The sequence below is a fragment of the Mycoplasma crocodyli MP145 genome (assembly GCF_000025845.1).
In the GTDB taxonomy this organism is placed as follows: Bacteria; Bacillota_I; Bacilli_A; order Mycoplasmatales; family Metamycoplasmataceae; genus Mycoplasmopsis; species Mycoplasmopsis crocodyli.
The window spans coordinates 115,203-139,873 of sequence record NC_014014.1; the positions used below are offsets into that span (position 1 = coordinate 115,203).

The 24,671-nt window shown below is 28.2% G+C and carries 33 protein-coding genes; 27 read left to right on the forward strand and 6 right to left on the reverse strand.

The features are described from left to right. Positions 1 to 51: 51 nt before the first annotated feature. Positions 52 to 2,067: an Mbov_0121 family peptidase domain-containing ABC transporter gene (locus MCRO_RS00570; protein WP_041594003.1), complete on the reverse strand. Its 2,016-nt coding sequence runs from the start codon at positions 2,065 to 2,067 to the stop codon at positions 52 to 54. A 98-nt stretch (positions 2,068 to 2,165) separates the two neighbouring features. On the opposite strand from MCRO_RS00570, the gene MCRO_RS00575 reads away from it, so the two are divergent. Both MCRO_RS00575 and MCRO_RS00580 read left to right on the forward strand, forming a co-directional pair. Beyond that, positions 2,166 to 2,603 carry an RpiB/LacA/LacB family sugar-phosphate isomerase gene (locus MCRO_RS00575; RefSeq protein ID WP_013054809.1) on the forward strand — a complete coding sequence of 146 codons (438 nt, stop codon included), beginning with the start codon at positions 2,166 to 2,168 and terminating at the stop codon, positions 2,601 to 2,603. Between the two features lie 119 nt (positions 2,604 to 2,722). Beyond that, positions 2,723 to 4,066: an HAD family acid phosphatase gene (locus MCRO_RS00580; RefSeq protein WP_013054581.1), complete on the forward strand. Its 1,344-nt coding sequence runs from the start codon at positions 2,723 to 2,725 to the stop codon at positions 4,064 to 4,066. Positions 4,067 to 4,111: 45 nt separating this feature from the next. On the opposite strand, the gene MCRO_RS00585 is transcribed toward MCRO_RS00580, so the two are convergent. The 4 genes from MCRO_RS00585 to MCRO_RS00600 all read right to left on the reverse strand — a co-directional run bounded on the left by MCRO_RS00585 (position 4,112) and on the right by MCRO_RS00600 (position 7,500). Further along, positions 4,112 to 4,606: a hypothetical protein gene (locus tag MCRO_RS00585; RefSeq protein WP_013054508.1), complete on the reverse strand. Its 495-nt coding sequence runs from the start codon at positions 4,604 to 4,606 to the stop codon at positions 4,112 to 4,114. After that, positions 4,596 to 5,168, reverse strand: coding sequence for a hypothetical protein (locus MCRO_RS00590; RefSeq protein WP_013054393.1), 573 nt, complete (start codon positions 5,166 to 5,168; stop codon positions 4,596 to 4,598). Before MCRO_RS00590 ends, MCRO_RS00585 begins: the two co-directional genes overlap by 11 nt. Then, positions 5,161 to 6,633: a hypothetical protein gene (locus tag MCRO_RS00595; RefSeq protein ID WP_013054167.1), complete on the reverse strand. Its 1,473-nt coding sequence runs from the start codon at positions 6,631 to 6,633 to the stop codon at positions 5,161 to 5,163. Before MCRO_RS00595 ends, MCRO_RS00590 begins: the two co-directional genes overlap by 8 nt. 132 nt (positions 6,634 to 6,765) lie before the next feature. Further along, a complete protein-coding gene (locus MCRO_RS00600; RefSeq protein ID WP_013054278.1) occupies positions 6,766 to 7,500 on the reverse strand; it encodes a glycerophosphodiester phosphodiesterase in 735 nt (244 codons plus the stop codon). Positions 7,501 to 7,873: 373 nt separating this feature from the next. Here MCRO_RS00600 and rpsJ point away from each other — a divergent pair, with 373 nt between their 5' ends. The 22 genes from rpsJ to MCRO_RS03975 all read left to right on the forward strand — a co-directional run bounded on the left by rpsJ (position 7,874) and on the right by MCRO_RS03975 (position 19,830). Then, entirely contained in the window at positions 7,874 to 8,185 is a 312-nt protein-coding gene (rpsJ, locus tag MCRO_RS00605; RefSeq protein ID WP_013054810.1) for a 30S ribosomal protein S10, read from the forward strand. 28 nt (positions 8,186 to 8,213) lie between these two features. Continuing rightward, the gene (gene rplC, locus MCRO_RS00610) at positions 8,214 to 9,023 is read left to right on the forward strand and encodes a 50S ribosomal protein L3 (RefSeq protein ID WP_013054662.1); all 810 of its coding nucleotides are present in this window, start codon (positions 8,214 to 8,216) and stop codon (positions 9,021 to 9,023) included. A 2-nt stretch (positions 9,024 to 9,025) separates the two neighbouring features. Beyond that, positions 9,026 to 10,108: a 50S ribosomal protein L4 gene (rplD, locus tag MCRO_RS00615; protein WP_013054593.1), complete on the forward strand. Its 1,083-nt coding sequence runs from the start codon at positions 9,026 to 9,028 to the stop codon at positions 10,106 to 10,108. Continuing rightward, positions 10,108 to 10,560 (forward strand): 50S ribosomal protein L23, encoded by a 453-nt coding sequence (gene rplW, locus MCRO_RS00620; protein WP_013054192.1) that lies wholly within the window; start codon positions 10,108 to 10,110, stop codon positions 10,558 to 10,560. Before rplD ends, rplW begins: the two co-directional genes overlap by 1 nt. Positions 10,561 to 10,660: 100 nt before the next feature. Further along, positions 10,661 to 11,506 (forward strand): 50S ribosomal protein L2, encoded by an 846-nt coding sequence (rplB, locus tag MCRO_RS00625; protein ID WP_013054461.1) that lies wholly within the window; start codon positions 10,661 to 10,663, stop codon positions 11,504 to 11,506. Beyond that, positions 11,506 to 11,784 (forward strand): 30S ribosomal protein S19, encoded by a 279-nt coding sequence (gene rpsS, locus MCRO_RS00630; protein WP_005683287.1) that lies wholly within the window; start codon positions 11,506 to 11,508, stop codon positions 11,782 to 11,784. The genes rplB and rpsS overlap by 1 nt, the downstream gene beginning before the upstream one ends. Beyond that, a complete protein-coding gene (gene rplV, locus MCRO_RS00635; protein ID WP_013054161.1) occupies positions 11,784 to 12,143 on the forward strand; it encodes a 50S ribosomal protein L22 in 360 nt (119 codons plus the stop codon). The genes rpsS and rplV overlap by 1 nt, the downstream gene beginning before the upstream one ends. After that, positions 12,143 to 12,817, forward strand: coding sequence for a 30S ribosomal protein S3 (gene rpsC / locus MCRO_RS00640; RefSeq protein WP_013054375.1), 675 nt, complete (start codon positions 12,143 to 12,145; stop codon positions 12,815 to 12,817). The genes rplV and rpsC overlap by 1 nt, the downstream gene beginning before the upstream one ends. Further along, positions 12,795 to 13,232 carry a 50S ribosomal protein L16 gene (gene rplP / locus MCRO_RS00645; RefSeq protein WP_013054481.1) on the forward strand — a complete coding sequence of 146 codons (438 nt, stop codon included), beginning with the start codon at positions 12,795 to 12,797 and terminating at the stop codon, positions 13,230 to 13,232. The genes rpsC and rplP overlap by 23 nt, the downstream gene beginning before the upstream one ends. Beyond that, entirely contained in the window at positions 13,232 to 13,423 is a 192-nt protein-coding gene (gene rpmC, locus MCRO_RS00650; RefSeq protein ID WP_013054714.1) for a 50S ribosomal protein L29, read from the forward strand. Before rplP ends, rpmC begins: the two co-directional genes overlap by 1 nt. A 2-nt stretch (positions 13,424 to 13,425) precedes the next feature. After that, positions 13,426 to 13,695 carry a 30S ribosomal protein S17 gene (gene rpsQ / locus MCRO_RS00655; RefSeq protein ID WP_013054755.1) on the forward strand — a complete coding sequence of 90 codons (270 nt, stop codon included), beginning with the start codon at positions 13,426 to 13,428 and terminating at the stop codon, positions 13,693 to 13,695. Beyond that, positions 13,695 to 14,060 carry a 50S ribosomal protein L14 gene (gene rplN / locus MCRO_RS00660; RefSeq protein WP_013054137.1) on the forward strand — a complete coding sequence of 122 codons (366 nt, stop codon included), beginning with the start codon at positions 13,695 to 13,697 and terminating at the stop codon, positions 14,058 to 14,060. The genes rpsQ and rplN overlap by 1 nt, the downstream gene beginning before the upstream one ends. An 18-nt stretch (positions 14,061 to 14,078) precedes the next feature. Next, entirely contained in the window at positions 14,079 to 14,408 is a 330-nt protein-coding gene (gene rplX, locus MCRO_RS00665; protein ID WP_013054374.1) for a 50S ribosomal protein L24, read from the forward strand. Position 14,409: 1 nt separating this feature from the next. Then, positions 14,410 to 14,958: a 50S ribosomal protein L5 gene (rplE, locus tag MCRO_RS00670; RefSeq protein ID WP_013054319.1), complete on the forward strand. Its 549-nt coding sequence runs from the start codon at positions 14,410 to 14,412 to the stop codon at positions 14,956 to 14,958. Then, complete coding sequence (locus tag MCRO_RS00675) at positions 14,958 to 15,143, forward strand: type Z 30S ribosomal protein S14 (RefSeq protein ID WP_013054666.1); 186 nt, start codon at positions 14,958 to 14,960, stop codon at positions 15,141 to 15,143. The genes rplE and MCRO_RS00675 overlap by 1 nt, the downstream gene beginning before the upstream one ends. A 2-nt stretch (positions 15,144 to 15,145) precedes the next feature. Then, entirely contained in the window at positions 15,146 to 15,541 is a 396-nt protein-coding gene (rpsH, locus tag MCRO_RS00680) for a 30S ribosomal protein S8 (RefSeq protein WP_013054498.1), read from the forward strand. 8 nt (positions 15,542 to 15,549) lie between these two features. Next, positions 15,550 to 16,092 (forward strand): 50S ribosomal protein L6, encoded by a 543-nt coding sequence (rplF, locus tag MCRO_RS00685; RefSeq protein ID WP_013054155.1) that lies wholly within the window; start codon positions 15,550 to 15,552, stop codon positions 16,090 to 16,092. A 21-nt stretch (positions 16,093 to 16,113) separates the two neighbouring features. After that, positions 16,114 to 16,464: a 50S ribosomal protein L18 gene (gene rplR, locus MCRO_RS00690; RefSeq protein ID WP_013054728.1), complete on the forward strand. Its 351-nt coding sequence runs from the start codon at positions 16,114 to 16,116 to the stop codon at positions 16,462 to 16,464. After that, the gene (rpsE, locus tag MCRO_RS04305) at positions 16,464 to 17,228 is read left to right on the forward strand and encodes a 30S ribosomal protein S5 (protein ID WP_013054439.1); all 765 of its coding nucleotides are present in this window, start codon (positions 16,464 to 16,466) and stop codon (positions 17,226 to 17,228) included. Before rplR ends, rpsE begins: the two co-directional genes overlap by 1 nt. Position 17,229: 1 nt before the next feature. After that, entirely contained in the window at positions 17,230 to 17,670 is a 441-nt protein-coding gene (rplO, locus tag MCRO_RS00700) for a 50S ribosomal protein L15 (RefSeq protein ID WP_013054370.1), read from the forward strand. Between the two features lie 300 nt (positions 17,671 to 17,970). Continuing rightward, positions 17,971 to 19,398, forward strand: coding sequence for an Eco57I restriction-modification methylase domain-containing protein (locus tag MCRO_RS04175; protein ID WP_238523092.1), 1,428 nt, complete (start codon positions 17,971 to 17,973; stop codon positions 19,396 to 19,398). 111 nt (positions 19,399 to 19,509) lie between these two features. Further along, positions 19,510 to 19,830, forward strand: a complete 321-nt coding sequence (locus tag MCRO_RS03975) for a hypothetical protein (RefSeq protein ID WP_049757049.1) — start codon at positions 19,510 to 19,512, stop codon at positions 19,828 to 19,830. A 473-nt stretch (positions 19,831 to 20,303) separates the two neighbouring features. On the opposite strand, the gene MCRO_RS00715 is transcribed toward MCRO_RS03975, so the two are convergent. After that, a complete protein-coding gene (locus tag MCRO_RS00715) occupies positions 20,304 to 21,635 on the reverse strand; it encodes a hypothetical protein (RefSeq protein WP_013054767.1) in 1,332 nt (443 codons plus the stop codon). A gap of 246 nt (positions 21,636 to 21,881) precedes the next feature. Here MCRO_RS00715 and secY point away from each other — a divergent pair, with 246 nt between their 5' ends. Genes secY through map form a run of 3 tightly spaced genes read left to right on the forward strand, consistent with a single transcriptional unit; the run spans position 21,882 to position 24,651 of the window. Beyond that, a complete protein-coding gene (gene secY, locus MCRO_RS00720; RefSeq protein WP_148207913.1) occupies positions 21,882 to 23,204 on the forward strand; it encodes a preprotein translocase subunit SecY in 1,323 nt (440 codons plus the stop codon). Further along, positions 23,198 to 23,848 (forward strand): adenylate kinase family protein, encoded by a 651-nt coding sequence (locus MCRO_RS00725; RefSeq protein ID WP_013054706.1) that lies wholly within the window; start codon positions 23,198 to 23,200, stop codon positions 23,846 to 23,848. Before secY ends, MCRO_RS00725 begins: the two co-directional genes overlap by 7 nt. Before the next feature lie 53 nt (positions 23,849 to 23,901). Then, positions 23,902 to 24,651, forward strand: coding sequence for a type I methionyl aminopeptidase (map, locus tag MCRO_RS00730; protein WP_013054763.1), 750 nt, complete (start codon positions 23,902 to 23,904; stop codon positions 24,649 to 24,651). The last annotated feature ends 20 nt before the right edge of the window (positions 24,652 to 24,671 follow it).

Consider the following 24,671-nt stretch of genomic DNA (forward strand, 5'->3'; position numbering starts at 1 on the left):
ACTAGTGATACAAAAAGTAATATTAACAATATAAATAGCAAAATAATTTCTTTATATTTCATTAATTTTTTCAATATAAATCCTCTCTGAGTTATTGAAGACATAATTATTAGAATGAGATATTTCTATAAATAATGAACCGCTTAAATGATCACTCAGACATTCTTTCATAAATTTAGAAATATTGAAATTAATGTTTTCAAAAGCTTCGTCAAGAATAATTATTTTTGGTTCTTCAATCATTGCTTTTAAAAATAAAATTATTCTTTTTTGACCAGTAGATAGGTTACTAGCATTATTTATTAAATTAGAATTTACTTTAATATTAGCTTCGTTTAAAAGTAGATCGAGATCATACTTTTTGAAAATTAAATCTTTGTATGCCTTTTTATTTGGACTAGATTCTGTAAGAAATTCTTCAATAGAAATATTTGGAAAATATTGGTCAGGATTTATTATGAAAATGTGACTTTCATAATAATTAAGATCATATTTTTTATTTTTAATGACTATATTTACCAGGCCTTCATAAAAGTCATAAACACCTACCAATATTTTTGCTAAGCTTGATTTTCCAGAACCGTTGCTTCCAATAATATGAGTGTTTTTATCAATAATTAAATTTTTTATATCAAGTGTTTTTTTATCTTTTCAATTTAATTTTAGGTTATTAATTTCAATAGAAATAGGATCTTGTTTATCAATATTTAATGATGTTTTTTCATTAGAAATTTTGAAATTAAAGGTATTTAAAATCTCTAAATTTTGCTTGTTTTGATTTCATATATTTATCTTATCATTCACCGATTTTAAAGGGTCAGTAATAAGTGAAATTCCACTCAAATAAAATATAAATTGGTATATTGGGATTGACTTGTTTCAATATAAAATTATAGCTATTGTATAAATAACAAATGGAAAAAGTGTATGAAAAAATCCATGAAAAGAATTTCAAAAATTTAGTTTATGACTTAAGTTACTTGATATAAGATTGTATTGACTAAGAATTTTTTTATTTTTATTAAGTAACAAATAATTTGTATTCTTAGAATTAATAGTCCTGTTTAAATTAAAAAAATCCAGTAAACCAATCATGTTTAATGAATATAACTCTTTTAGTGAATTACTTCATTTTCTTATATTTAAACTTATATATGTTGATGATAAAACGGATATGAATCCATATGACATTATTGAAATAAGAACATAATTATTAGATTGATATAAATAATATACCGACACTAAAATTGAAACCAGATCAATAATGATATTGCTTAAAAAACTTACTTTAAATTCTTCAATAGGCTTAAGTGTTTCAAACCTCAAAAGTATTTCGCTATCATTGTATTTATATATTGTTTTGTACTTATTTTTTTGAATATTTTCAAGCAACTCAGCTTGTTTTTTTTCTACAGTTTTTAGTATTCTTTTATTAATTAACTTGTATGAAATGGAATAAAAAATCTGAGTAATAATAGTAAATCAAGCAAATAAAATTAACGTAATTAATAGTGGATTAATAGCATAGGAAAAATATAAATTAGTCATAAAAATTTTTGATATTAATGGTGATGTAATTTTTGCTAATAATCCAATGAAGCAAATCAAGAAAAAATAAAGATTAAAATGTATGTTATATTGATTTTTAACAATCTCTTTTTTGTAATTATAGTTTCTTTTAATTTCTATTATCAAACCACCATAAATATTACTTAAATCACTATGGTTAAGTCATTTATATCCATTTATAGGATCATAAATATAGTATAAATTAAAGACTTTTTTTATTAGAATAATTAAATGGCTAAAACCATTATTATTAACTAAAATAGCAATTGGATATTCACTTTTATCAATGGTTGTTAGTTCATTAAAATCACATTTATAAGTGCTTAAAAATAATCCAAAATCACTACACAATTCTTTAACGCTGTTAAGTTTGATTCCTTCGCTGCTATAAGTACTATTTGCCTTTAGTTTTGAAATGGGTAAATTTGAATCATAAAATTTATCATAAAAATATTTTATGACATATAATGAGCAATCTTTAGAATCGAACTGTTTCATGACATCTTATTAACATATATATTCAAAAGAACTAAAAAAGGAAAATAATTTTTATCTTATATAATATTGTAAAATATATAAACATTAAGGAGTTATAAATGAAAAAGAAAATTGCTTTAGCTAGCGATCATGCTGGTTTTGAATTAAAAGAAAATATTAAAAATTATTTAGCTAAGAAAGGTTATGAAACTGTTGACTTAGGTCCTGATACAGATAAAGTTTCTATTTCTTATGCTTCGCAAGGAAACAAATTAGCTGACTATGTAGTGGATAATGATGTTGATTTTGGTGTAGCTGTTTGTGGAACAGGTTTAGGAATTTCTTATGCTTTAAATAGACACAAACACATAAGAGCTGCAAGAGTTGCAAGTGTGGAAGATGCTCATTTAGCAAAATTACATAATGATGCAAATGTTCTTTGTTTTGGTGGAAGACAAATTGAAAAAGAAAAAGCTTTTGAAATGATTGATGATTACATTAATACAAAATATGAAGGTGGAAGACACCAAACAAGAATTGATGAATTAGATCAATAATAAAGTGCATCATTTTTGAATGCCATCTTGTATTTATGAATAAAACAGCTAAAATGTTTTATTTTTTTTATATGGATTATAATATTAAAGTATGTTTTTTACATACAAGTGAGGAAAATATGAAATTAAATAAAAAATTATTTCTATTAGGAGCTATGATACCTGCTGTTAGTGCACTTTCAGTAGTTGCTGTGTCATGTAATAACGGAACAGATAAAAAAGATGCTACTCCAGCAGAAGTAATTGAAATGGTTAAAAAATTAACCAATGAAGATAAAAATAAATTAATTCACGCCCTTGATGTTAAAGGAATTTTAACTCAAGATGAAGCAGCAAACTTGATTAACACACTAAATAAAGATGCTGCACAAATTGGTTCAATAGTTTGGTACATTAAATCAGCTGAATCAAGAATTGGTAGAGAACAAGATTATGCACTAGCAAAAATTAAATTTGATAATTTAATTAAGGATGCTACAAGTAAATGAGATTTAGGTAAAGTTGAAAAAACAACTGGTTTAGTTAAAAATCCTGATACTGATAAATTCATCCCTGTTGTATATATGGATATTGATGAAACGGTTTTAAGTAATGACTTTACAGAATCAAGAGCCATGACTGTTGGTGGATATAAACCAGCCGATAAAGAAAACTATGACCTTAAAGGTGTAAGAAAAGCAACTCCAGGTGCTATTGCATTTATTAACCATGTTTTTGATAAAGGTGGAGTTGTAATGTATAACTCTGATATGAATCAACCAGAAACAGTTAGAAAAGCCGTTAAAGAAAACTTAATTAAAGCCGGTGTTAAAAAAGAATATGTTCAAGATTGACAATTCTGAATGAGAGGATCTGTACCTTATAAAGCTGCCGACCCTGAAAAAGAAAAGAAAATTGAAGAATGATCAAAAATGACTCCAGAACAAGCCGCTAAAGTTACAAAAGAAGAAATTTCAGCATTAACAAATGATTTAAAATTTGGTAAAGAATTTAGAAAAATGCCATGAATAGGATGACCATCATCTGATATGGCTTACAACATTGGTAAATTAGTATTCAAAAACCAAAGAATGAATGCTACAAGTGAAAACACAGAAGGTTGAGACTTAGGAACAACAGGAGCTGATAAGGTTAAATTCCGTGTTGCTATGAAAATTGGAGACAACTTCAACGACTTCTTTGATGAAGCTTCAAAGAAACAATCGAACGATGATCGTGTAGCACTTTATGAATCAAAAGACGCTGCAATGAAAGATCTATTCTTAAATCCAGAGGGATCAAAAGGTAGAAAATATGATGCCGAAACTAAAAAATGAAGTGATCTAGAATGAAAACAATCATACCAACTAATCACAGGAAACAGTGAATACGGTGGATGATTAGATCCATATGGATATAAAAACACATACCTTGAATTATGAAAAGCAATTAAAGAAATTATTAAAGACCCAAAAGATCTATAATAATTTAATAATTAAAATAGAACAAGTTGAACTTGTTCTATTTTTTTATAATTGTTTATCATCTTGATATAAAACATATCATTTATATTCGTCTATTTTCTTTGGATATATAACACCTTTTGTATTTAAGCTGATTTTGTAATATTTAAATTCTTTATTTATATTTAACTCGATTTCCTTATTCAAATTGTTTAAATCAATTTGAATAATTTTTGTTGGAGTTAAAAATACTTTTTTGTTGCTATCATCATAATAAAAAGGAACAAGTTCAATATTATTTAAACCATAATATTTTAAATAATCAACAATCTTTTTATCGGCATTTTTATTAATTTTTATTGATATTTTATCACCATTTTTTACAATATTAAACTCTTTTTTGATGTTGTCATTTGAGTAATTTACTTCATTAAAATAATTATTTTGTTGTATTGTTCTAATGTGAATAGGAACAAAGTAAAATAAGCTACCTAGACTCAATGATAAAGATATAGTTGCAAAAATCTTCGCTAAGATTTTAATTATTTTTTTATTCTTCATAACTTCCAACCCTTAGCATTGCGGAACCATATTCATTTTTATCGTCGCCATAATAATTTATAATTTTGCTACCTTTTCTAATGATAAAAATTTTTAATTTGAACTTCATTTTAGAGTTTGGTATAAAAAAATTATTGTTCAATTTAAGTTTAAAATCATCGTTTGTCAAAAGAGAATCCAAATCTATTCTTTGTATAGGATATTCTAAATCTTCAACTCTATTTAATATATATTTATTACTTAGTTCATTATTAAAAACAATATCTTGGATAAATACAAGTTCATTGAAACCAGCATTCTTAAGTGTGTTAAGCAATTCTTTTTTGGTTTCAAAACCAAAAAACATATCACCAACTTTTTTAACTTTAATAACACCGTTTTTTACTTCTTGATTCAAAAGAGAATATAAAAATTCATAGTCTTTTATATTTTGATTATTATTGTTGCTTGGATGGTTATAAGTATATTTTTTAATTGGTGTTGTTAATGCAACACTTAAACCTATTATTGGTGCAATTATTATAGGTGAAATGTAAAGAGAAATCAAAACTTTTTTATGCATTTTTCAACCAATCTTTATTAAGTTCTTTAATAATATTGTTTTTTGTATTTTCATCATATTTATATCAATTGTTTTCTAAAACATTTCTTAAACTTGTAAAGTAATTTAAATCTATTTTTCAATATTTTGTATATTGTCATGATTTTGTTATTAATAAATCAATTGGTAACTCTTCGCCAGTCATCGTATTATAAATTAAACCAACTTTTTTATTGTTAATATCTTTTGTCTTTACTGAAAACATTTGAATATCTTTTTTCTTATAATGTTCATATGAATAATCTCTATCGGTTTCTTCGTGATCTAAAATTAATTCTACATCTAATCTTGAAAGAGAAATTATTTTAGTTGGTGATAGTTCATTAAAACTTTTAATTTTAAGTTCTATATCATTAATGCTTAAATAAAAATTACTAGGATCATCTAGATAAAATTTTTTATCAAACATTATTTCTAATGTATTATTCATTATTCTTTTTTCAACATTAGATTCATTTATATAATCTACTTTTGAAAATACTGTAAACCACAAATTACTAAATGAATCCATAACTGGTTTCAAATATGGTACCACCTTTACCACTCCATTAATTACCAATCCACCCGCTTTTTCTATGTTGCTTTTTGAATCTTCTGACACTTCATCACCCACTAAAATGTTTTGAATTCTTTTTAAAATTGTTTTTTTATTACCTTTTTTTATATTTTTAGAAAAATCACCTTCAACTTTTCTTCCATCAATAAAAATATTTTTATATTCTATATTTAATTCATAATCATCAGTATTATCAATTAAAAAATATGGTTTTATTCTAATTCCGTTTAATAATATCATTGAATCAAAATTAAATGGTTCGTTTTTTGATGTTTTATCATCAAAAAACTTATCATTGTAATAATAATAAAAAGCACTATCATCACCAGAATAAAGCGGCGCACTTGCTGTTGTTTTTACTTTGTGAGATACGTATAAATCAAAAAATGGTTCATGTTTATCATTACAATATGCGTTATAACAAAATCCATCATTAGTTCTTATTGTTTTAAATTTCATATTTTTTGTAATTACAGAATTTTCAATAATTTTACCAAACAATGTTTTTTGATGATTTGGCAAATTCTTATCCTCAATATTTATTGGATTTACTCAATAATAATTATTATCTTTGATTCATTTTGTCCAACCAAAAATATGTATGAATTTTTCATTTAATTTAGAAAGTTCAAAACTAGGCATATCCCCTAAATCTACCTTTGTTCCCTTAACCCTATCTATATAGCTTGCTGTATATCTAGGTACAAAAGTTTTTGAATTATAACTTCCTTTTTTATCAGCAGGCACAGTTAGTAAAAATTTTTCTTTTAAACATTCAACATCAACCTTCAATATCATCTCATTAATGTTATTTTTATTGTCGTTTGTAGTTATATTAAAAACTGTTTCAATATATGGTTTATCTATCATCGCCATACCACCTTCCATTTTGATTATAATTAAATTTATATAAAAGAATAATATCTACTTATAATAGAGATATTTTATGTAAAAAATGTGGAAAAATTTCTCAAACATAACAAAAAACAAGATCAACTTGTTTTATTTTTTGTATTTTTTATCTCAAAAACATTTGTTTGAAATAACACAATAAGTGTTAATATCTTTTAAATATTTGTTAAAACTCTTTTTAGATTTTACAGTTCAAAAAACATAATATTTGGCAAAAGAATCATAGAATTTTTTGTTAATTTTATATGAACTCAACGATACATTAAGATACTTAATTATTTTTAAATGATCTTTGTCAATATCAATTAGTGTCTTCTTTTTATCGATGAGAAAACCTAATTCTAAATCATGATTTAGTTTATAAAAGTTATGCAAAGTATTTAAATTAAATGAACTTAAAAGAATTTTATTTAAATTAACTTTATGTCTAATTAATGTTTTATAAATTATTTCTTCTATACCTTGATAATTGTTGTTTTCGGTTTTTATTTCTAAATTAATTAGTTCCATTTTGTCTTTATATAGTTCTAGAAACTCGTCAAGAGTTAGTATGGTTTCTAATGTGCCTAAAAATTTTAAATTGTCTGCATAATTAAGAGTTTTCAATTCATTTAAGTTACTTTGCTCAATAATTTTATCAACACCAGCAACTCTTTTTGTATTAAAATCATGAATAATAACAACTTTTTTATCCTTAGTTAAATGCAGATCCAACTCAACACCATCAAATCCATATTCTACTGCTTTATCAAATGCAAGTTTTGTATTTTCGGGATATATATCACTATATCCTCTATGAGCTAATTTATAAACTTTATTTTTCATAAGGTCATAATTATATACATTTTAAAACTACAAAAAATATTTTTTTTGCTTGTTTTATATTAATAAAACATTTAAATATTACAAATAATATTATGATATTAAGCACTAAATTAATTAGTTTTTCTATTAATTTTAAATGCATTTTTTAGATAAAAAATACATAAAAAAACAATATGATACAGCAAAAAGAGTTGTTAGAAAAATATAATACAAAACTTTTTCATTTTTTTGCTTTTGTTTATTTTTTTTATCTCTATAATATAAAAGCAACTACAGCATTGATCCATAAGGTTGCTGATACGCCAAAATAAGTTGTTGAGGACGTATAAGGTTTTTATGGTGAGCTGAGTTCGTAATGAACAAAGGAGACAACATGAGTAGATTAAATATCAAAGTTAAAGGTTTCGACCATGCTTTAGTTGATGAAGCAGCAAGAAAAATCTTTAATGCAGCCAAAACAGCTGGATCTGAAGTTAGTGGACCAATTCCTCTTCCTACAAAACGAGAAGAAATTACCATTTTAAGATCAGTTCACGTTAACAAACCAAGTCGTGAACAATTTGAAAGTAGAACTCACCAAAGACTTATTGTAGTAACAAAAGTTAATGATGCAACTACTGATAAAATCAAAAGACTTGAACTACCCGCTGGTGTAGCGATTCAAGTTACAGTTAAAACAAAATAGTTTATTTATTTAAACATAAGGAGAAAATATGAAAGGAATCTTAGGACGTAAAGTTGGGATGACTCAAGTTTATACTGAAACAGGACAAAGAGTTGCTGTTACAGTTATTGAAGTTCAACCAAATGTTGTTACAAAAGTACTAAGCCAAGAAAAAAACGGTTATACAGCTATTCAACTTGCGGTTTTTGATAAAAAAGCAAGTCGTAGTAATAAACCAGAAACTGGTCACTTTGCAAAAGCTAAAACAACACCTAAGCGCTACGTAAAAGAAGTTCGTGACATGTCTGGTTATGAACTTGGACAAGTATTACAAGCAAATGTATTTAAAGCTGGTGAACTTGTTGATGTTACAGGAACATCTAAAGGAAAAGGATTTGCTGGAACAATTAAAAGACACAATCAACACATTGGACCTAAGTCTCACGGTGGTGGTGGAGGATCACAACCAGTTAGACAAACAGGTTCTCTTGGAGATATTGCTGGAAACAAAGTTGTTAAAGGTATGACAATGCCTGGACAATTAGGAAATGAAAGAACAACAGTTCAAAACCTAGAAGTTGTAAAAGTTGATTTAGTAAATAATTTATTACTAATCAAAGGTTCAATTCCAGGACCTAAAAAATCATTTGTAATGGTTAGACAAGGAGTTAAGGGATTAGCAAATCATAATCCAATTAACCTTGTTGATATAAATGAAGTAATTTTAATGAATGAATTAGTTGAAAAAGCTAAGAAATTACAAGTTGAAGTTGTTGCAGGTATGACATCAAGAGATTTATTACCATTAGTAGAAGCAGCAGAAGCTAAAGAAAAAGAAAGTAAAGAAGGAGACAAATAGTCATGGCAGATCAATTAAAACCAACAACTAAAAAAGCTCCAGCTAAAACTACTACTTTAAAAGCAGCTCCTGCAAAAGAAAAGGCTCCTCTTAAAGCAGCCCCTGCAAAAGAAAAAGCAACAATCAAAGCTGCATCAGCTAAAGATAAAAAAGTTATTTTAGAAACAACTAAAGTTAAAGAACCTAAAGTTGTTAAAAAAACAACAAAAAAAGTTACACCTGATATTGAACAAACACAAACAATTGAAATTACTAAAACTGTTACAACAACTTTAACAAAGACAATTCATGGTGAAGATGGTGAAAAAATCGTTGTAAAGACAACAACAAAAGCACCTAAAAAAGAAGTTGTAGCTAAAGAAGTAGCTCCTAAAAAAGTTGTAGTTAAAGAAACAACACCAAAAAAAGAAGTTGTTAAAAAAGAAACAGCTCCTAAAAAAGCCGTAGCAAAAGAAGATACAAAAGTTACTGTTGAAACATCAACAAAGAACTTAGTAAAATTTGATGCTAAACTTCCAAGCGAATTATTTGCTAGTGAAAAAATTTATGAACAAGCAATATTCGACACAATTCTATCTGACCGTGCTTCAAGAAGACAAGGAACACACCAAGTTAAAAACCGTGCTCAAGTAAGTGGTACAGGTAAAAAACCTTGAAGACAAAAAGGAACAGGTAGAGCAAGAACAGGTTCTCTTAGAACACCAGTATTTGTTGGTGGAGGTAGAGCATTTGGTCCTCAATCAGAAAAGAACTACTCATTAAAAGTTAATAAGAAAGTAAGATATGCAGCTTTTGTTTCAGCTCTTACATTATTAGCTAATGATAAGGCAGTTGCAATTGATGATTTAAAATTAAACAAAATTTCAACAAAAGAACTTGTTAAGAAATTAACTACATTAAAGATCAATGATGTAAGACATATCTTAATAGTAACTGAAGATGAAACTTTATTTAAATCAGCAGCCAACTTATCAAATGTTGTCACTGTAAAACCACATTCATTAAGCGTTGAATTATTAATTGCAGCTGATGTTATGGTTATTTCAAAAAACAGTCTTAAAGTGTTAGAAGGGAAAATTAAATAATGCAATTTACAGATATCATTAAAAAACCTATTTTAACCGAAAAGACTTATGCACAAATGGAAAAAGGAGTTTATTCATTTGCAGTAGCTTATGATGCAAACAAATTCCAAATTGCTAATGCAGTTGAAGTAATTTTCAAAGTAAAGGTTGTGAAGGTTAATACAATTAAGATAGATAAAAAACCTAAGAATGTAGGACGTTACCACGGTTTTGTAAATCGTTATAAAAAAGCTATTATTACTTTAGCAGAAGGTAACACAATTAACATCTTCCCACAAGATGATGCAACAAAAACCACTGAAGTAAAAGCAGATAAAAAAGCTGCTAAAGAAGTAAGTGATGTAGAAAAAAGAGCAGCAGCAAAACTTGCACACAAGAACGAAAAAGCTTCTAAGGCAGTTTCGAGTGTTGCTTCAAAGAAAACTACAACAAGAAAACTTGGTGGAGAATAATCCACTCATAAATAAACTTATATAAGTTTGTTACAAAACGCGGAAAATTTAAGCTTAAAAGAAAGATCCGCAACTATTTTTAAGCAAGGAGTAAGACACAATGGCAATTAAACATTATAAGCCAACTACAAATGGTCGTCGTAATATGTCTTCTCTTAATTACAAAGAAAACCTTAGTGGTCATGCACCTGAAAAATCTTTAATGGTTATATTAAAGAATAATGCAGGTCGTAATAATACAGGAAAAATTACTGTAAGACATCATGGAGGAAGAGTTAAGAGATTCTATAGACTTATCGACTTCAAACGTAACAAAGATAATATTCCAGCTGTAGTTAAAACAATTGAATATGATCCAAACAGATCAGCAAACATTTGTTTATTAGCATATGCAGATGGAGAGAAAAAATACATTTTAGCTCCGAAAGGAATTAAAGTAGGACAAGTTGTATATTCAGGAGATCAAGCAGATATTATTGTAGGTAATGCTTTACCTTTATCATTAATACCTGAAGGTACATATGTTCACAATATAGAAATGCAACCAGGTGGTGGTGGTGTTATAGCACGTAGTGCTGGAACATCAGCTCAAATTCTTGGTAAAGATGATGACGGGAAATACGTTGTTTTAAGACTTAAATCAGGTGAAACAAGACGTATCCTAGCTCGTTGTCGTGCAACAATAGGTGTTGTAGGGAACGAAGAACACTTATTAGTTAATTTAGGAAAAGCTGGAAGAAGCAGACATCTTGGAGTTAGACCTACAGTTAGAGGATCGGTTATGAACCCTGTAGATCACCCACATGGAGGAGGAGAAGGTAAACAACCAATTGGTCGTAAAGCCCCTCTTACACCTTGAGGTAAAAAAGCTCTTGGAGTTAAAACAAGAAAAACTAAGAAATCTTCAAACAAATTAATTATTAGAAGAAGAAAGGATGCTAAATAATGGCACGTAGTCTTAAAAAAGGTCCATTTGCAGACGATCATTTACTTAAAAAAGTAGATGCTATCGTTGAAGGTAAAGCACCTAAAAAACCTATCAAAACTTGATCAAGACGTTCAACAATCTTTCCAAGTTTTGTAGGATTAACATTCTCTGTTCACAATGGTAAACAATTTATCGAAGTATATGTAACTGATGATATGGTAGGACACAAATTGGGAGAATTCTCACCTACTAGAACATTTACAGGACATGGTTCAGATAAAGGTAAGAAGAAATAATGGCTAATACAGAAGTTAAAAAACAACAAGCTTACGCTTTAGTTAAATTACAACACGTATCTGCACGTAAAGCAAGATTAGTAGCTGATCTATTTAGAGGTAAAGATATTAGAGTGGCTTTAGGTATATTACACAATACATCTAAAAAAGCAGCTCCATTATTTGTTAAATTATTAAACTCAGCAATCGCTAATGCAACAAACAACCATGGAATGGACGCATCAAAATTATTTGTTAAAGAAGTATTGGTTAATGAAGGACCAACACTTAAAAGATTTCAACCAAGAAGCCAAGGAAGAGCTTATTCAATCTTCAAACGTACATCACACTTATCAATAACATTGGAGGAAAAGAACTAATGGGACAAAAAGTTAATCCAAATGGATTCCGTTTCGGAGTTACTAAAGCACACAACACTACCTGATTTGCTGATAAAGCACAATTCGGTAATCAATTAGTTGAAGATGCAAAAATCTATAAATTCTTTGATAAATATGTACGTCAATACCAATTAGGTAAAGTGGAGATTAAAAGAACACAAGATAACCACACTACTGTAACATTACATAGTGCAAAACCAGCAGTTGTTTTAGGTCAAGAAGGTAAAAACATCGTTGAACTAACAACTAAATTAACAAAATTCATAAAAAATAAACACATTAAAATCAACATCAAAGTTGTTGAATTAAAAAACCCTGATTTAAATGCAAGATTACTTGCAGAAATGATCGCTATTAAATTAGAAAACCGTGAAAGCTTTAGAACAGCTCAAAAAATGGCAATTAGAAATGCTATGCGTGCTAGAGCTAAAGGAATTAAAACTAGTGTTAGCGGTCGTCTTAATGGAGTTGACATGGCTCGTTCTGAAGGATATTCAGAAGGAGAAATGAAACTTCATACACTAAGACAAAACGTTGATTATGCTACTGCAACAGCTCGTACAACATATGGAGCTATTGGAGTTAAAGTTTGAGTTTCACTAGGTGAAATATTGGAAGGAGATGATAAACATGCTTCAACCAAAAAGAACTAAATACCGTAAACCATTTTTAGTGAAACACGATAAACGTGTTGCACACAAAGGAAACAAAGTTTCATTTGGAGAATTTGGTTTACAAGCTGTAACAAGTTCATGAGTTACAGCAAGACAAATCGAAAGTGCTCGTATTGCTATTACAAGAAGAATGGGACGTGAAGGACAAGTTATTATTCGTATCTTCCCACACTTCTCAAAAACTTCGAAACCTATTGGGGTTCGTATGGGATCTGGAAAAGGATCGCCTGAAAAATGATATACAGCAGTTAAAGTTAATACAATGATGTTTGAAGTAAGCGGTGTTAAAGAAGATATTGCAAGAGATGCATTACGTCTTGGTGGACACAAATTACCTGTTAAATGAAAGATTGTTCAAAAAGAAGCAACACAAGAATTAGAAGGAGCTAAATAATGTTATATAAAGATATTAAAGCAAAAAGCGTTGAAGAATTACAAACATTAGTAGTTGATCTAAAAGCTGAACTTTGAACTTTAAGATTCAAAAACGCTACAGGTTCACTTGACCAAACACACAAAATTAACGAAATAAGAAAAGATATTGCAAAAATCCTTACAGCTTTAAACGAAAAAGGGGCTAACTAATTATGGAAAGAAATTCAAGAAAAACCTTAACTGGAACAGTTGTTTCTGCTCACAAGACACCAAAAACAATTATTGTTGCAGTTGACACTTACAAAAAACACCCATTATATGCTAAACGTTTTAAATCAACTAAACGTTTTGCTGTACATGACGAAAACCAAGAAGCTAAATTAGATGATATAGTTTTAATAATGGAGACTCGTCCATTATCAAAAACTAAACATTTTAGATTAGTATCAATTAAACAATCAGCTATTGAAGGAGCTAAATAATGCTTATAGAATTATCAAGAGCTAACGTAGCTGATAACTCAGGTGCTAAAGAAATTGGTGTTATTCGTATATTAGGTGGAAGTAAGAAAAAAGTTGCTAATATTGGTGACATAATTATTTGTTCAGTAAAAAAAGCTATTCCTAATGGTGGTGTTAAAGCTGGTCAAATTGTTAAGGCTGTTATTGTTAGAAGTCGTTATGGTATATCAAGAGAAAACGGATCATACATTCGTTTTGATGATAACGCAGTTGTATTACTTAAAGAAGACTTGACTCCACGTGGAACACGTGTATTCGGTCCAGTAGCTCGTGAAATCCGTGAAAGATTCCCAAAAATCGTTTCACTTGCACCAGAAGTTTTATAGTAAAGGAGATTATTAAATATGAACAAAATTAAATTCAAGAAAAATGATCAAGTTTATGTAATTGCTGGAAGAAGCAAAGGTAAAAACGGGACAATACAATCAGTTAATCATAAAGACCAAACAGTTATTATTAAAGATATTAACATGGTAACAAAACACAACAAGCCAACACAACAAAACACAGAAGGATCAATATCTTCAAAAGAAGCTGCTATTCATGTATCAAACGTGGCATTCTTAGTAAAAAAACCTGCTAAGAATTCACCTGCTCAATATTCAAAAATTGGATTCAAAATTAAAGATGGTAAAAAAGTAAGAGTAGCTAAAAAAACTAAGAAGGAAATATAATATGTCTTTAAAGAAAGTTTACTTAGAAAAAGCAGTTCCTGCTTTAATTAAAAAATACAATTACTCATCAATAATGGCTGTTCCAAGAATAGAAAAAATCGTTATAAATATGACAGCAGGTAAAGAAGTTTCAAACTCAAAAGCAATCGAGGAAGTTATTAATGAATTAACATTAATTTCATCACAAAAACCATATCAAACAGTAGCTAAAAAATCTAACGCTTCATGAAAACTTCGTGAAGGAATGCCTATGGGTGGAAAAGTTACACTCCGTAGAGAAAGAATGTGAGATTTCTTAGAAAAATTAATCAATGTTGCAATGCCACGTATCCGTGATTTCCGTGGTGCAAATCCAAAAGCATTCGATGGTAGAGGAAACTTTGCTCTCGGAATTAAAGAAGAAATCATATTCCCAGAAATTGAATTTGACAAAATTCGTCGTATAAAAGGTTTAGACGTATTAGTAGTAACTAATGCAAAAAGTGATCAAGAAGCTAAAAGTTTACTTGAATTACTTGGTGTACCATTCGAGAAAAAAGGAGATAAATAATGGCTAGAAAATCGCTTATAGTTAAAGCAAAACGTCCTGCTAAATTCTCTTCTCGTGCTTATACACGTTGTGAATTATGTGGACGTCCACATGCTGTTTTAAGAAAATATAAAATATGTCGTATCTGCTTTAGAAATCTTGCTCATGAAGGTAAGATTCCAGGTATGAAGAAAGCGAGTTGATAATTATGTTTATAACAGATCCTATTTCAGATATGATCGTTCGTATTAAGAACGCAAACCAAAGAAAACATAAAACTGTTTCGATTCCATACTCAAATAAAAAAGCAAAAATTTTAGACATTATTAAACAAGAAGGATACATTACTTCTTACCAAGTTGAAGGTGAATTAGCAACTAAAAACATCGTTGTTACACTTAAATACAAAGGTGCTCAAGCAGCAATAATCGGAATTAAACGTGTTTCAAAACCAGGACTTAAAGTTTATGTTAAAGCCGAAGAACTTCCAAAAGTTCTATCGGGATATGGTACTGTAATTATTTCAACATCTAAAGGTGTTATGACTGAAAAACAAGCAAGAAAGGAAAATGTAGGTGGTGAAGTTATCGCTTACATTTGATAGGTAGCTGTATGTCTCGTGTTGGTAATAGAGTTTTAACAATTCCAGCTGGAGTTACATTTACAGTAGATGCTTCTAATAACGTTACCGTTTCAGGTAAATTAGGAACATTGCAAAGAGTTTTCAGTCCACTTATAACAATCAATGTAGAAAATAATCACGTTACAACAGTTCGTGCAAACGAAGAAAAACACACAAAACAACTACATGGAACAACAAACTCACATATCTCTAATATGTTAGTTGGAGTTTCGAAAGGTTTCAAAAAAGACCTTGAAATTAAAGGAGTTGGATATAAAGCAACACTTAAAGGAAATGTTCTTGAAGTTGCTGCTGGATATTCACACACAGTATCAGTTAATATTCCTAGTGATGTAAAAGTAGAAGTTCCTAAAGCTACTGACGTATTGATCAGTGGAATTGACAAACAAAGTGTTGGTCAATTTGCAGCTATCGTTAGAGCAATTAGAACACCTAATCCATATTCTGGAAAAGGTATTGCATATAAAGGTGAAAAAATTAGACGTAAAGAAGGAAAAACAGCTTCTAAATAGAAGTTGTAGAAAAGAGAAATTATGGCAAAATTATCAAGAAATGAAGCTAGAGTACTTAAACACAATCGTTTACGTCACTATATCTCAGGAACATCAACAGTTCCTCGTCTTAACGTATTTAAATCACACCAAAACTTTTATGCACAATTAATAGATGATACTAAAGGAGTTACTTTAGCATCTGTATCAACACTAAAAGATAAAAAATATAGTGGAAATATTGCAGCTGCTAAAGAACTTGGTTTATTAATGGGTGATGCTATTAATAAATTAAAAATTAAAGAAGTTGTTTTTGACCGTGGTGGTTACTTATTCCATGGTCGTGTTAAAGCATTTGCAGATGCAGTTAGAGAAAAAGGAGTTAAATTCTAATGGAAAATACTAAAAAAGAAGTTAAACCTTCAGTGGATAAACCTGTTGTTAAATCAACAAGTTCAAAACCAGTAGGAACAAAACCAGCGAGTGCAACTAAACCTGCATCAGCTTTTAAACCTGCTGCTCCTAAAACAGAAGGAACAAAAGAACTTAGAGCTCCAAGAAAAGTTTTTGATAAAAAAGAAGGTAGAGGTCAAGACCAAAACAAAGATAACAAAGAGAATAGAGCACCACGTCAAAGAAGAGATGGTTCAAGACCAAATAACCGTGTAAAAGAAGATGCTTTCCCAGATTTCAGTGAAAAAGTAGTTGATATTGCTCGTGTTACAAAAGTTGTTAAAGGTGGAAGAAGATTCAGTTTTTCAGCTTTCGTTGTTGTAGGAAACAAAAAAGGTCGTGTAGGTTATGGGCATGGTAAAGCAAATGAAGTACCTGATGCAATTAAAAAAGCGATCAAAGATGCTCAAAACAATCTAATCAATGTTTCAGTTATTAACGGAACAGTTCCTCATGAAATTCAAGCTAAATTCTTAGCTTCAAAAGTTATGCTTAAACCAGCTCCAAAAGGAAAAGGACTTATAGCATCAGGAACTGTTAGAGCTGTTGTTGAATTAGCAGGATACACAGACATAGTTACTAAAACATACGGATCACGTTCAAAATCAAATACAGTTAAAGCTACAGTAGAAGCTCTTAAAAATTTAAGAACACCAGAACAAATAGCTTTTATTAGAGATAAAGATGTAAAGGAATTATTATAATATGGCTATTACATTACACAATTTAAAATCTACAGCAGGTTCAAGACCTGACAAACACCGTGTTGGTCGTGGACATGCTGCGGGTAAAGGAAAACAAGCTGGAAAAGGTCAATCTGGACAAAACAAACGTAGTGGTCACAGACTAGGATTCGAAGGTGGTCAAACACCATGATTCCGTCGTATTGGAAAACGTGGATTTACAAATGTAAACCATGTTGAATATCAAGTTATCAATTTATCACAACTAGAAACATTCTTTACTGCAAAAGAAGAAGTAAATATTGAAACATTATTTGCCAAAGGAATAATTAAACGTAGCTTACCTGTTAAATTATTAGCTAACGGTAAATTAACCAAAAAACTAAACGTTAAAGTTCACAAAGCTTCAGAAACAGCAATTGATGCTGTCGAAAAACTTGGTGGAACAGTAGAATTCTTATAATCAAATTCAAAATCATAAAAGCAAGTTTAACTTGCTTTTTTAATTTCCGAATATTACTATGCCATAGCAATTTATGTAATTTATTATTTTAAAAATTACATGCCAAAAAATAATTGTGATGAAATGACCATGTCTGATTATTTAGTAGAAAGTTAGGACTCTATTTGAGGAATGAACAAGAGATTAAAAAAATAATTCTTATAAAGTTGATAATGATGATTTTAATAGTAAAATAAGTAAATGATCAATATGAATACATTGTATTCTTATATGTTTTAAAATGGTATAAGAATTAATTTGGTGTTAAAGGAAATCGATGACAAATATAAAAAAGAATGGTGTTGTTTATACACCAACCAATATTGTAAAAAAATTCTCAATGAAAGCGGGTATTTTGGAGAAAACATACTTAAAAAACATGTTATAGATAATTCTTGCGGAGATGGTAGGTTTTTAGAAGAAATTGTTAAAACTTATATAAAAGAATTTTTTAAAATAGATAACGATTTAATTAAATTAAAAAATCAACTAGAGCATTTTATACATGGTATAGAAATAGATTTGGAAGAATGCAAAAAATGTATAAATAATTTGAATTTAATTATCAAGGAATACAACATCGACAATGTTAATTGAGATATTATTGTTGCTGATACTCTTGATACAAATATATATACAGGTAAAATGGATTTTGTTTTAGGCAATCCTCCTTATGTAAGGGTTCATAATTTTGATGATCGATTTTCTAAAATAAAAAACAAACGTTTTACAAAAAAAGGCATGACTGACTTGTTTATACTTTTCTATGAAATTGGATTGAATATGTTAAATGAAAAAGGAGTTCTTTGCTATATAACTCCTTCAAGTATCTTTAATAGTTTTGCTGGTTTAGAATTCAGAAAATTTATTATTCAAAAAAAATTGTTAAAAAGCGTAATTGATTATAAACACTATCAAGTTTTCGAAAGTGTTTCTACATATACAACAATTTTAAAACTCGATAAAAACAATACCGATGAAAATATTAACTATTTTTCATACAATGATCATAATCAACAATATGATTTCATTGATAAATTAGAATATAATGATTTTTTCATTAACAATTCTTTTTATTTTCAAAAGAAGGAAAAATTAGTAATTTTCAAAAAAATAATAAATTGTAACATTAAGCAAAATAATATAAACGTAAAGAACGGTTTCGCCACATTATGCGATGATATTTTTATAAAAGATCACTTCGAATTCAAGAGTAAACACATTTTTAATGTTTTAAAATCATCTAGAAAAAAATGAAAAAAAATAATTTTTCCATACAACAAAGAAGGTGCTTTAATAACATTTGAATGTTTAGAAAAAGAACTTCAAGATTATTTGACAATTAATAAGGATAGATTATTAAATAGAAGTTTTGATAAAGGACAAAACAAATGATATGCCTTTGGAAGAAGTCAAGCAATTAATGATTTTTGAAAGGAAAAAATATCAATAAATAATTTAATAAAAACAAAAGAGAATTTAAAAATTGAATTATTAAAATCTGGTGAAGGTGTTTATAGTGGATTATACATTATTGGAAATTTTGATTTGGATAAAATTAAACAAATTTTAATTAGCGATGAATTTATAGAGTATATTTCTTTAATTTCTAAATATAAAGCTAATGGATATTATACTTTTTCGTCAAGTGATCTTAAAAAATATTTAGTCTATAAGTTAGGAGTATAGTATGGAATTTTTAAATAACATCAAAAAAAGCTTTAAAGAATATATCGAAAACGGTGAGAGAAGTAATGCAAAACTTAACCCATACATAGTTTTGTTGCAAAAGAAATCAAAATGCTTTTAGGTAATGATTATGATGTTCATAGTTTAGGTTATGGAAACGGTAAAGAAATAAAAATTCCTGGAAGATATATTGACAAAACAGTAGATATAACAATATCTAAAAATGATTCGGTCATAGCAGGAATAGGAGTAAAGTTTGTGATGTCTAATTATAAACAAAACTCTAACAACTATTTTGAGAATATGTTAGGTGAAACAGCAAATCTAAGATCTAATAATATACCCTATTTTCAAATTTTTATTTTACCTGAATTAATTCCATATTTTGATAAATTTGGAAATATAAGATCCTGAGAAAAAATAAATGAGTAAATATTAAAAAGTACATTGTTTTAAGTAACGATAATACTAATTCATATTTTCACACACCTAATAAAACTCTTTTTTCTCTTTTGAATATAGGTGACTATAATTTAATTAATACAAAAACTAAAAAGGAATATATAAACCATTTTAAAAACAATGATTTTATAGTTAAGTATAGTGATAAAAAGATAACTTTCTCAGATCAAACAATTTATAATGATTTTGAAGATTTTATCATGAAAATATATCACACTATAAAATCTATTTAGTAAAGAACTTTAATTTACTTGATGATATAAATTTAATAAACTAAAAAAATTTCTAAATTAATTAGAAATGATTTTAATGATCATTTTAAAACTAAACACTATTCTCGTTTACATATAACAACAAGCAACATTGTTATGTTAACCGGTTAAAAAAAACATTCATGTTTTTTTAACGTTAAATATTTGTGTATAAAATTAAATGATTATAAATTAATTACTATTGTTTTTTTCGTTTTGTTTATTTGGTTCCTCATTTTTTTCTAATTGCTCATCAGGAGCTAATTCTTTATTTTCACTAGGTGATTGTTCAACTTTTTGATGAGCATTAAGTTTCTTCTTTTTGTTTCTTTTAATTAAGAAAACAATAAAGAAAATTACCAAACCAATTCCCGTTGCAATTCCGGCTAAAAATACAATTAATCTTCACACACTAAGTTTAGGTTGTTCATCAGAAGTTTGAACATAAGTAGGTTGAACTGGCTTAGTTTCGGTTGTAGCAACACTTTTATTAGGTGTTATAAAACCAATCATATATTCTTTGTATTTATTATCAAAATCTTGCATTTCTTTTGTTTGATTACAAATTCCTGTTAATCAATCTTTTCTTGCTTGATCATTAGAAACTTCGTTTATTTGTTCTTCTATTTTTTTGATAATAAAATTTTTATTGGTTTCCATTTTTGAAAGTTCTTCTTTAATAAAGTTTGAAATATTAAAAGCTTTTCTCTCTCCATTATTTAATTGATTTTTCAAAATATTTACATTTTTATTAAAAATTTCAATGCTTTCATTAGTATATATTTCAAAATTATGAATTTGATAAAAATCTGAGTCTAAAAAACGGAGGTTTTCCTTGCCAATTTTAGTAAGTCTATTTTCTACATAATCTCTCATTTTTTCAACTAAATAATCTACTAACTTTTCTGCATATTCATTAATTGTATTATTTTGATGGTTGATATACAACTCAAGTAAATGATGTTTATTATCAAATGAAATTCATTCATCTCTACCATCATTAAAATAAACTATATAGGTATGACCATTTGGCCTTACTTGATTATTTAGTTTCTTTGATATGCTTCTTACGTCTTTAAATCCTGTAAATTTTAAATTTTCATCAAATTCAGGTTCTAATCGAACTTTATAATTACCACTATTATAATAATTATCTCTATATGTTGATGATAAATGAGCCATAACCGATCCTTCATAAGTATTGTCAAATGACATTCAACCTTGTATGGCAAATTCAAAGTTATATAAAACACCCAAAACTTCATCGGTTAGAATTTCGCGTATTCTTGGTCTTATTTTTTCTTGAAAAGCAGGTCTTAATTGTCTTTTTATTATCAATTCATCAAACGAATCTCATGTTAAGTATATCTTATGGTTTGAAGTATTGATATTTTTCATGTATTGTACTTTATCAACAATATCATTTTTTTCATTTTTATAACTTGTTCCTACAGTAATAATTGAAATCAATGAAATTGCTGATATTGAACTAGTTAACAATATTTTTTTTGTTATTTTTTTCATAAAAAAATTATATCACTTATTATAGGAAAAACTTTTTTACCAGTTCAAAACTAATTACAACATTTAAAATAAAAAGGAAAAAATAAGGAAATAAAACCAATGAGAATAATGTATAATTGCAAAAGTATTTAAAGGAGTATTTTGTTTTTTCGAAGAATAAAAAAATTGGGTATTACAAAATTATTTTATAAACTTAGGGCAGCTTGAGTTAATTTTTGGTCTACTAAAGATGTAACTAAAAAAATAATGTATACACTACTTTTAATCAGTATCTATGTAATCGGAACCACAATCACATCTCCTTTTGTAAAGATAAATGCAGGCCGTTCAATTAATGATGACTCATTTCTTAATACTCTTAACTTAGTAGGTGGTGGAGGATTAAATCAATTTTCAATTTTTGCACTAGGAATATCACCATTTATTAATGCATCTCTTGTAATGATGATTTTACAATCAAAATTATTCCCTCCGGTCTATAAGTTATCTCAATCCGGACCACAAGGAAGAAGAAAAATTAATGTAATAACCAGAGTCATTACTCTTGTTATATCATATCCTCAAGCTCTATTTCTAACTAAGTCACTTTCAGCAGGCGGTGCAAGAAGTGCGTTTATTTCAATAGTTCCTGCTTTTGGAATGTCTCAAGATTTAATTTCATATTTTATTTTACCTTTGATTTTGGTTGCTGCTTCATTATTTGTGTTGTTCATTAGTGAACAAGTTACAAATAAAGGAATTGGTAATGGAACAAGTTTGATAATTTTTTGTGGTATCGCTATGAGACTTCCTTCACAATTTAGTTCGGCATATAAAATTCTTGTCGGAGATTTAAAAAGTGAAGGAACATTTGTTGGTATTATCAATTTCTCAACTTATATTTTAATTTATCTTGTAGTGCTAATGATTATCACAATTGTCTATAATGCAGAGCGTCATATTCCAATTCAACAAACTGGAGCTGGAAGATCGAGAAACATTAAAGAAATGGGGAAACTTCCAATCAAACTTAACCCAGGTGGAATTATGCCAATTATTTTTGCGATGATGGTTCTATCATTTCCAACTATGATAGCCAATGTCTTTCCAGGTAACAGCCCAGCAAAATTTTGAATAAATCATAACTTACAATTTACTCAACCACTTGGTTTATCACTTTTAATATTAATAACTTTTGTATTTTCATTGCTTATGGGATTACAACAATCAAGAGTTGATAAAATAGCTGAGGATTTTGCTAAATCATCTACATTTGTTCCTGGATTAAGACCTGGTGAAGAGACACAAGATTATTTGATTGGTGTAGTTTTTAGATTAAGTTTATTTTCAGGTTTCTATTTAGTTATTTTGGTTTCAATGCAATTCATTCAAATAATAACAGGAATACTTGCCCCGCAAATTGCATTTGGTGGTACGGGAATGGTAATTCTTGTTAGTGTTGCACTTGAAACATTTAGCCAAGTTTCAGCAAGACGTAAATCAACAAAGTTGGCTAAAGCAAAAAGAGTAACAAAGAAAAGTTTTGAATCAAATTCAAGCAACAAAAAAGGAGACGGATTGTTATGATAAAAGTAAGAGAAAATATTATCTTTATGGGCCCACCAGGAGCTGGTAAAGGAACAGTAGCAGAAGTTTTATCAAAAACCACTGATTTAGTTCACATTTCTACAGGAAATATATTCCGTGAAGAAATTGCAAAACAAACTCCGTTAGGATTAAAAATTAAAGAACTTGTTGAATCGGGTTCATATGTAACTGATGAAATCACAAATGAAATAGTAAAAAATAAAGTTCTAGAATTACATAAAAAAAATAAATTTATGATTTTAGATGGTTATCCAAGAACATTAGAACAAGCAAGATTCTTGGATAAAATTAAAGAAGTAAAATTCAAGGTTGTTCAATTAGTTGCAAATGAAGATATAATTATTGAAAGATTAACAGGAAGACGTTTTTGTTCAAAATGTAATTCAACTTATCACATTCCATATAGACCTTCAAAGCAAGGTGATTTATGTGAAAAATGTTTAATTCCACTTTCAATTAGAAAAGATGATGCACCTGAAGCCATTAAAGTTCGTTTGATAACTTATGTTAATCAAACTAAACCTTTATTAGATTACTATGCTAAAACTAAAAGAATGGTAGAAGTAGATAGTTTAAGAGCTCCAGAAGTTATAGCTCAAGATATTTTGGATTTACTTCAAAAATAAATATTTTATTGTAAAATATATAAATTAATTTAATTGTAAACAAGGAGGTTATTGTGGAGTTAGTAAAAACTAAAGACGAAATAGAAAAAATAACCAAATCTTGTTCAATCTTGGCAGAAGTCAAGCAAGTGCTTTGAGACTTTATAAGACCAGGAGTTTCTTTAAAAGAAATAGATCAATTGGCTTTTGAAGAAATTAAAAAAAGGAATGCCAAACCCGCCTTCTTAGGGTTGTATGGTTTTCCAGCAACGGCTTGTATATCCGTTAATGAACAATTGATACATGGCATACCGTCAGATTACATAGTTAAAGAAGGTGATCTAGTAAAAGTAGATTTAGGATGTAATTGACAGGGTTATAACAGTGACAGCGCCTTTACCAAAGGTGTTGGAAAAATAAATCTAGAAGACCAAAGATTAATCGATGTAGCTAAAAAAGCTTTTGAAGTTGGATTAGCTGCTATCAAGCCAAATGCAAGAGTTGGAGATATCTCTTTTGCAATTGGTCAATATATAAAAAAGAACAATTTATATACACCACATGGTTATTGTGGTCATGGTATAGGTAAATCAGTTCATGAGGATCCAAATGTTCCTAATTTTTCTAAGAAACCAGGAATTGGACCCCTTCTAAGAGACGGGATGGTTATCTGTATTGAACCAATGATTACAAAATCAAAAACAGTAAAAACCTTGAGTGATAAATGAACAGTAGTTTCAACTGATAATACTAACACTGCTCATTATGAACATACTGTCCTAATCAAGGATGGTAAGGGTATTGTTCTTACGAAAGGAATCTAATTGGCAAAAGATGCTATAAA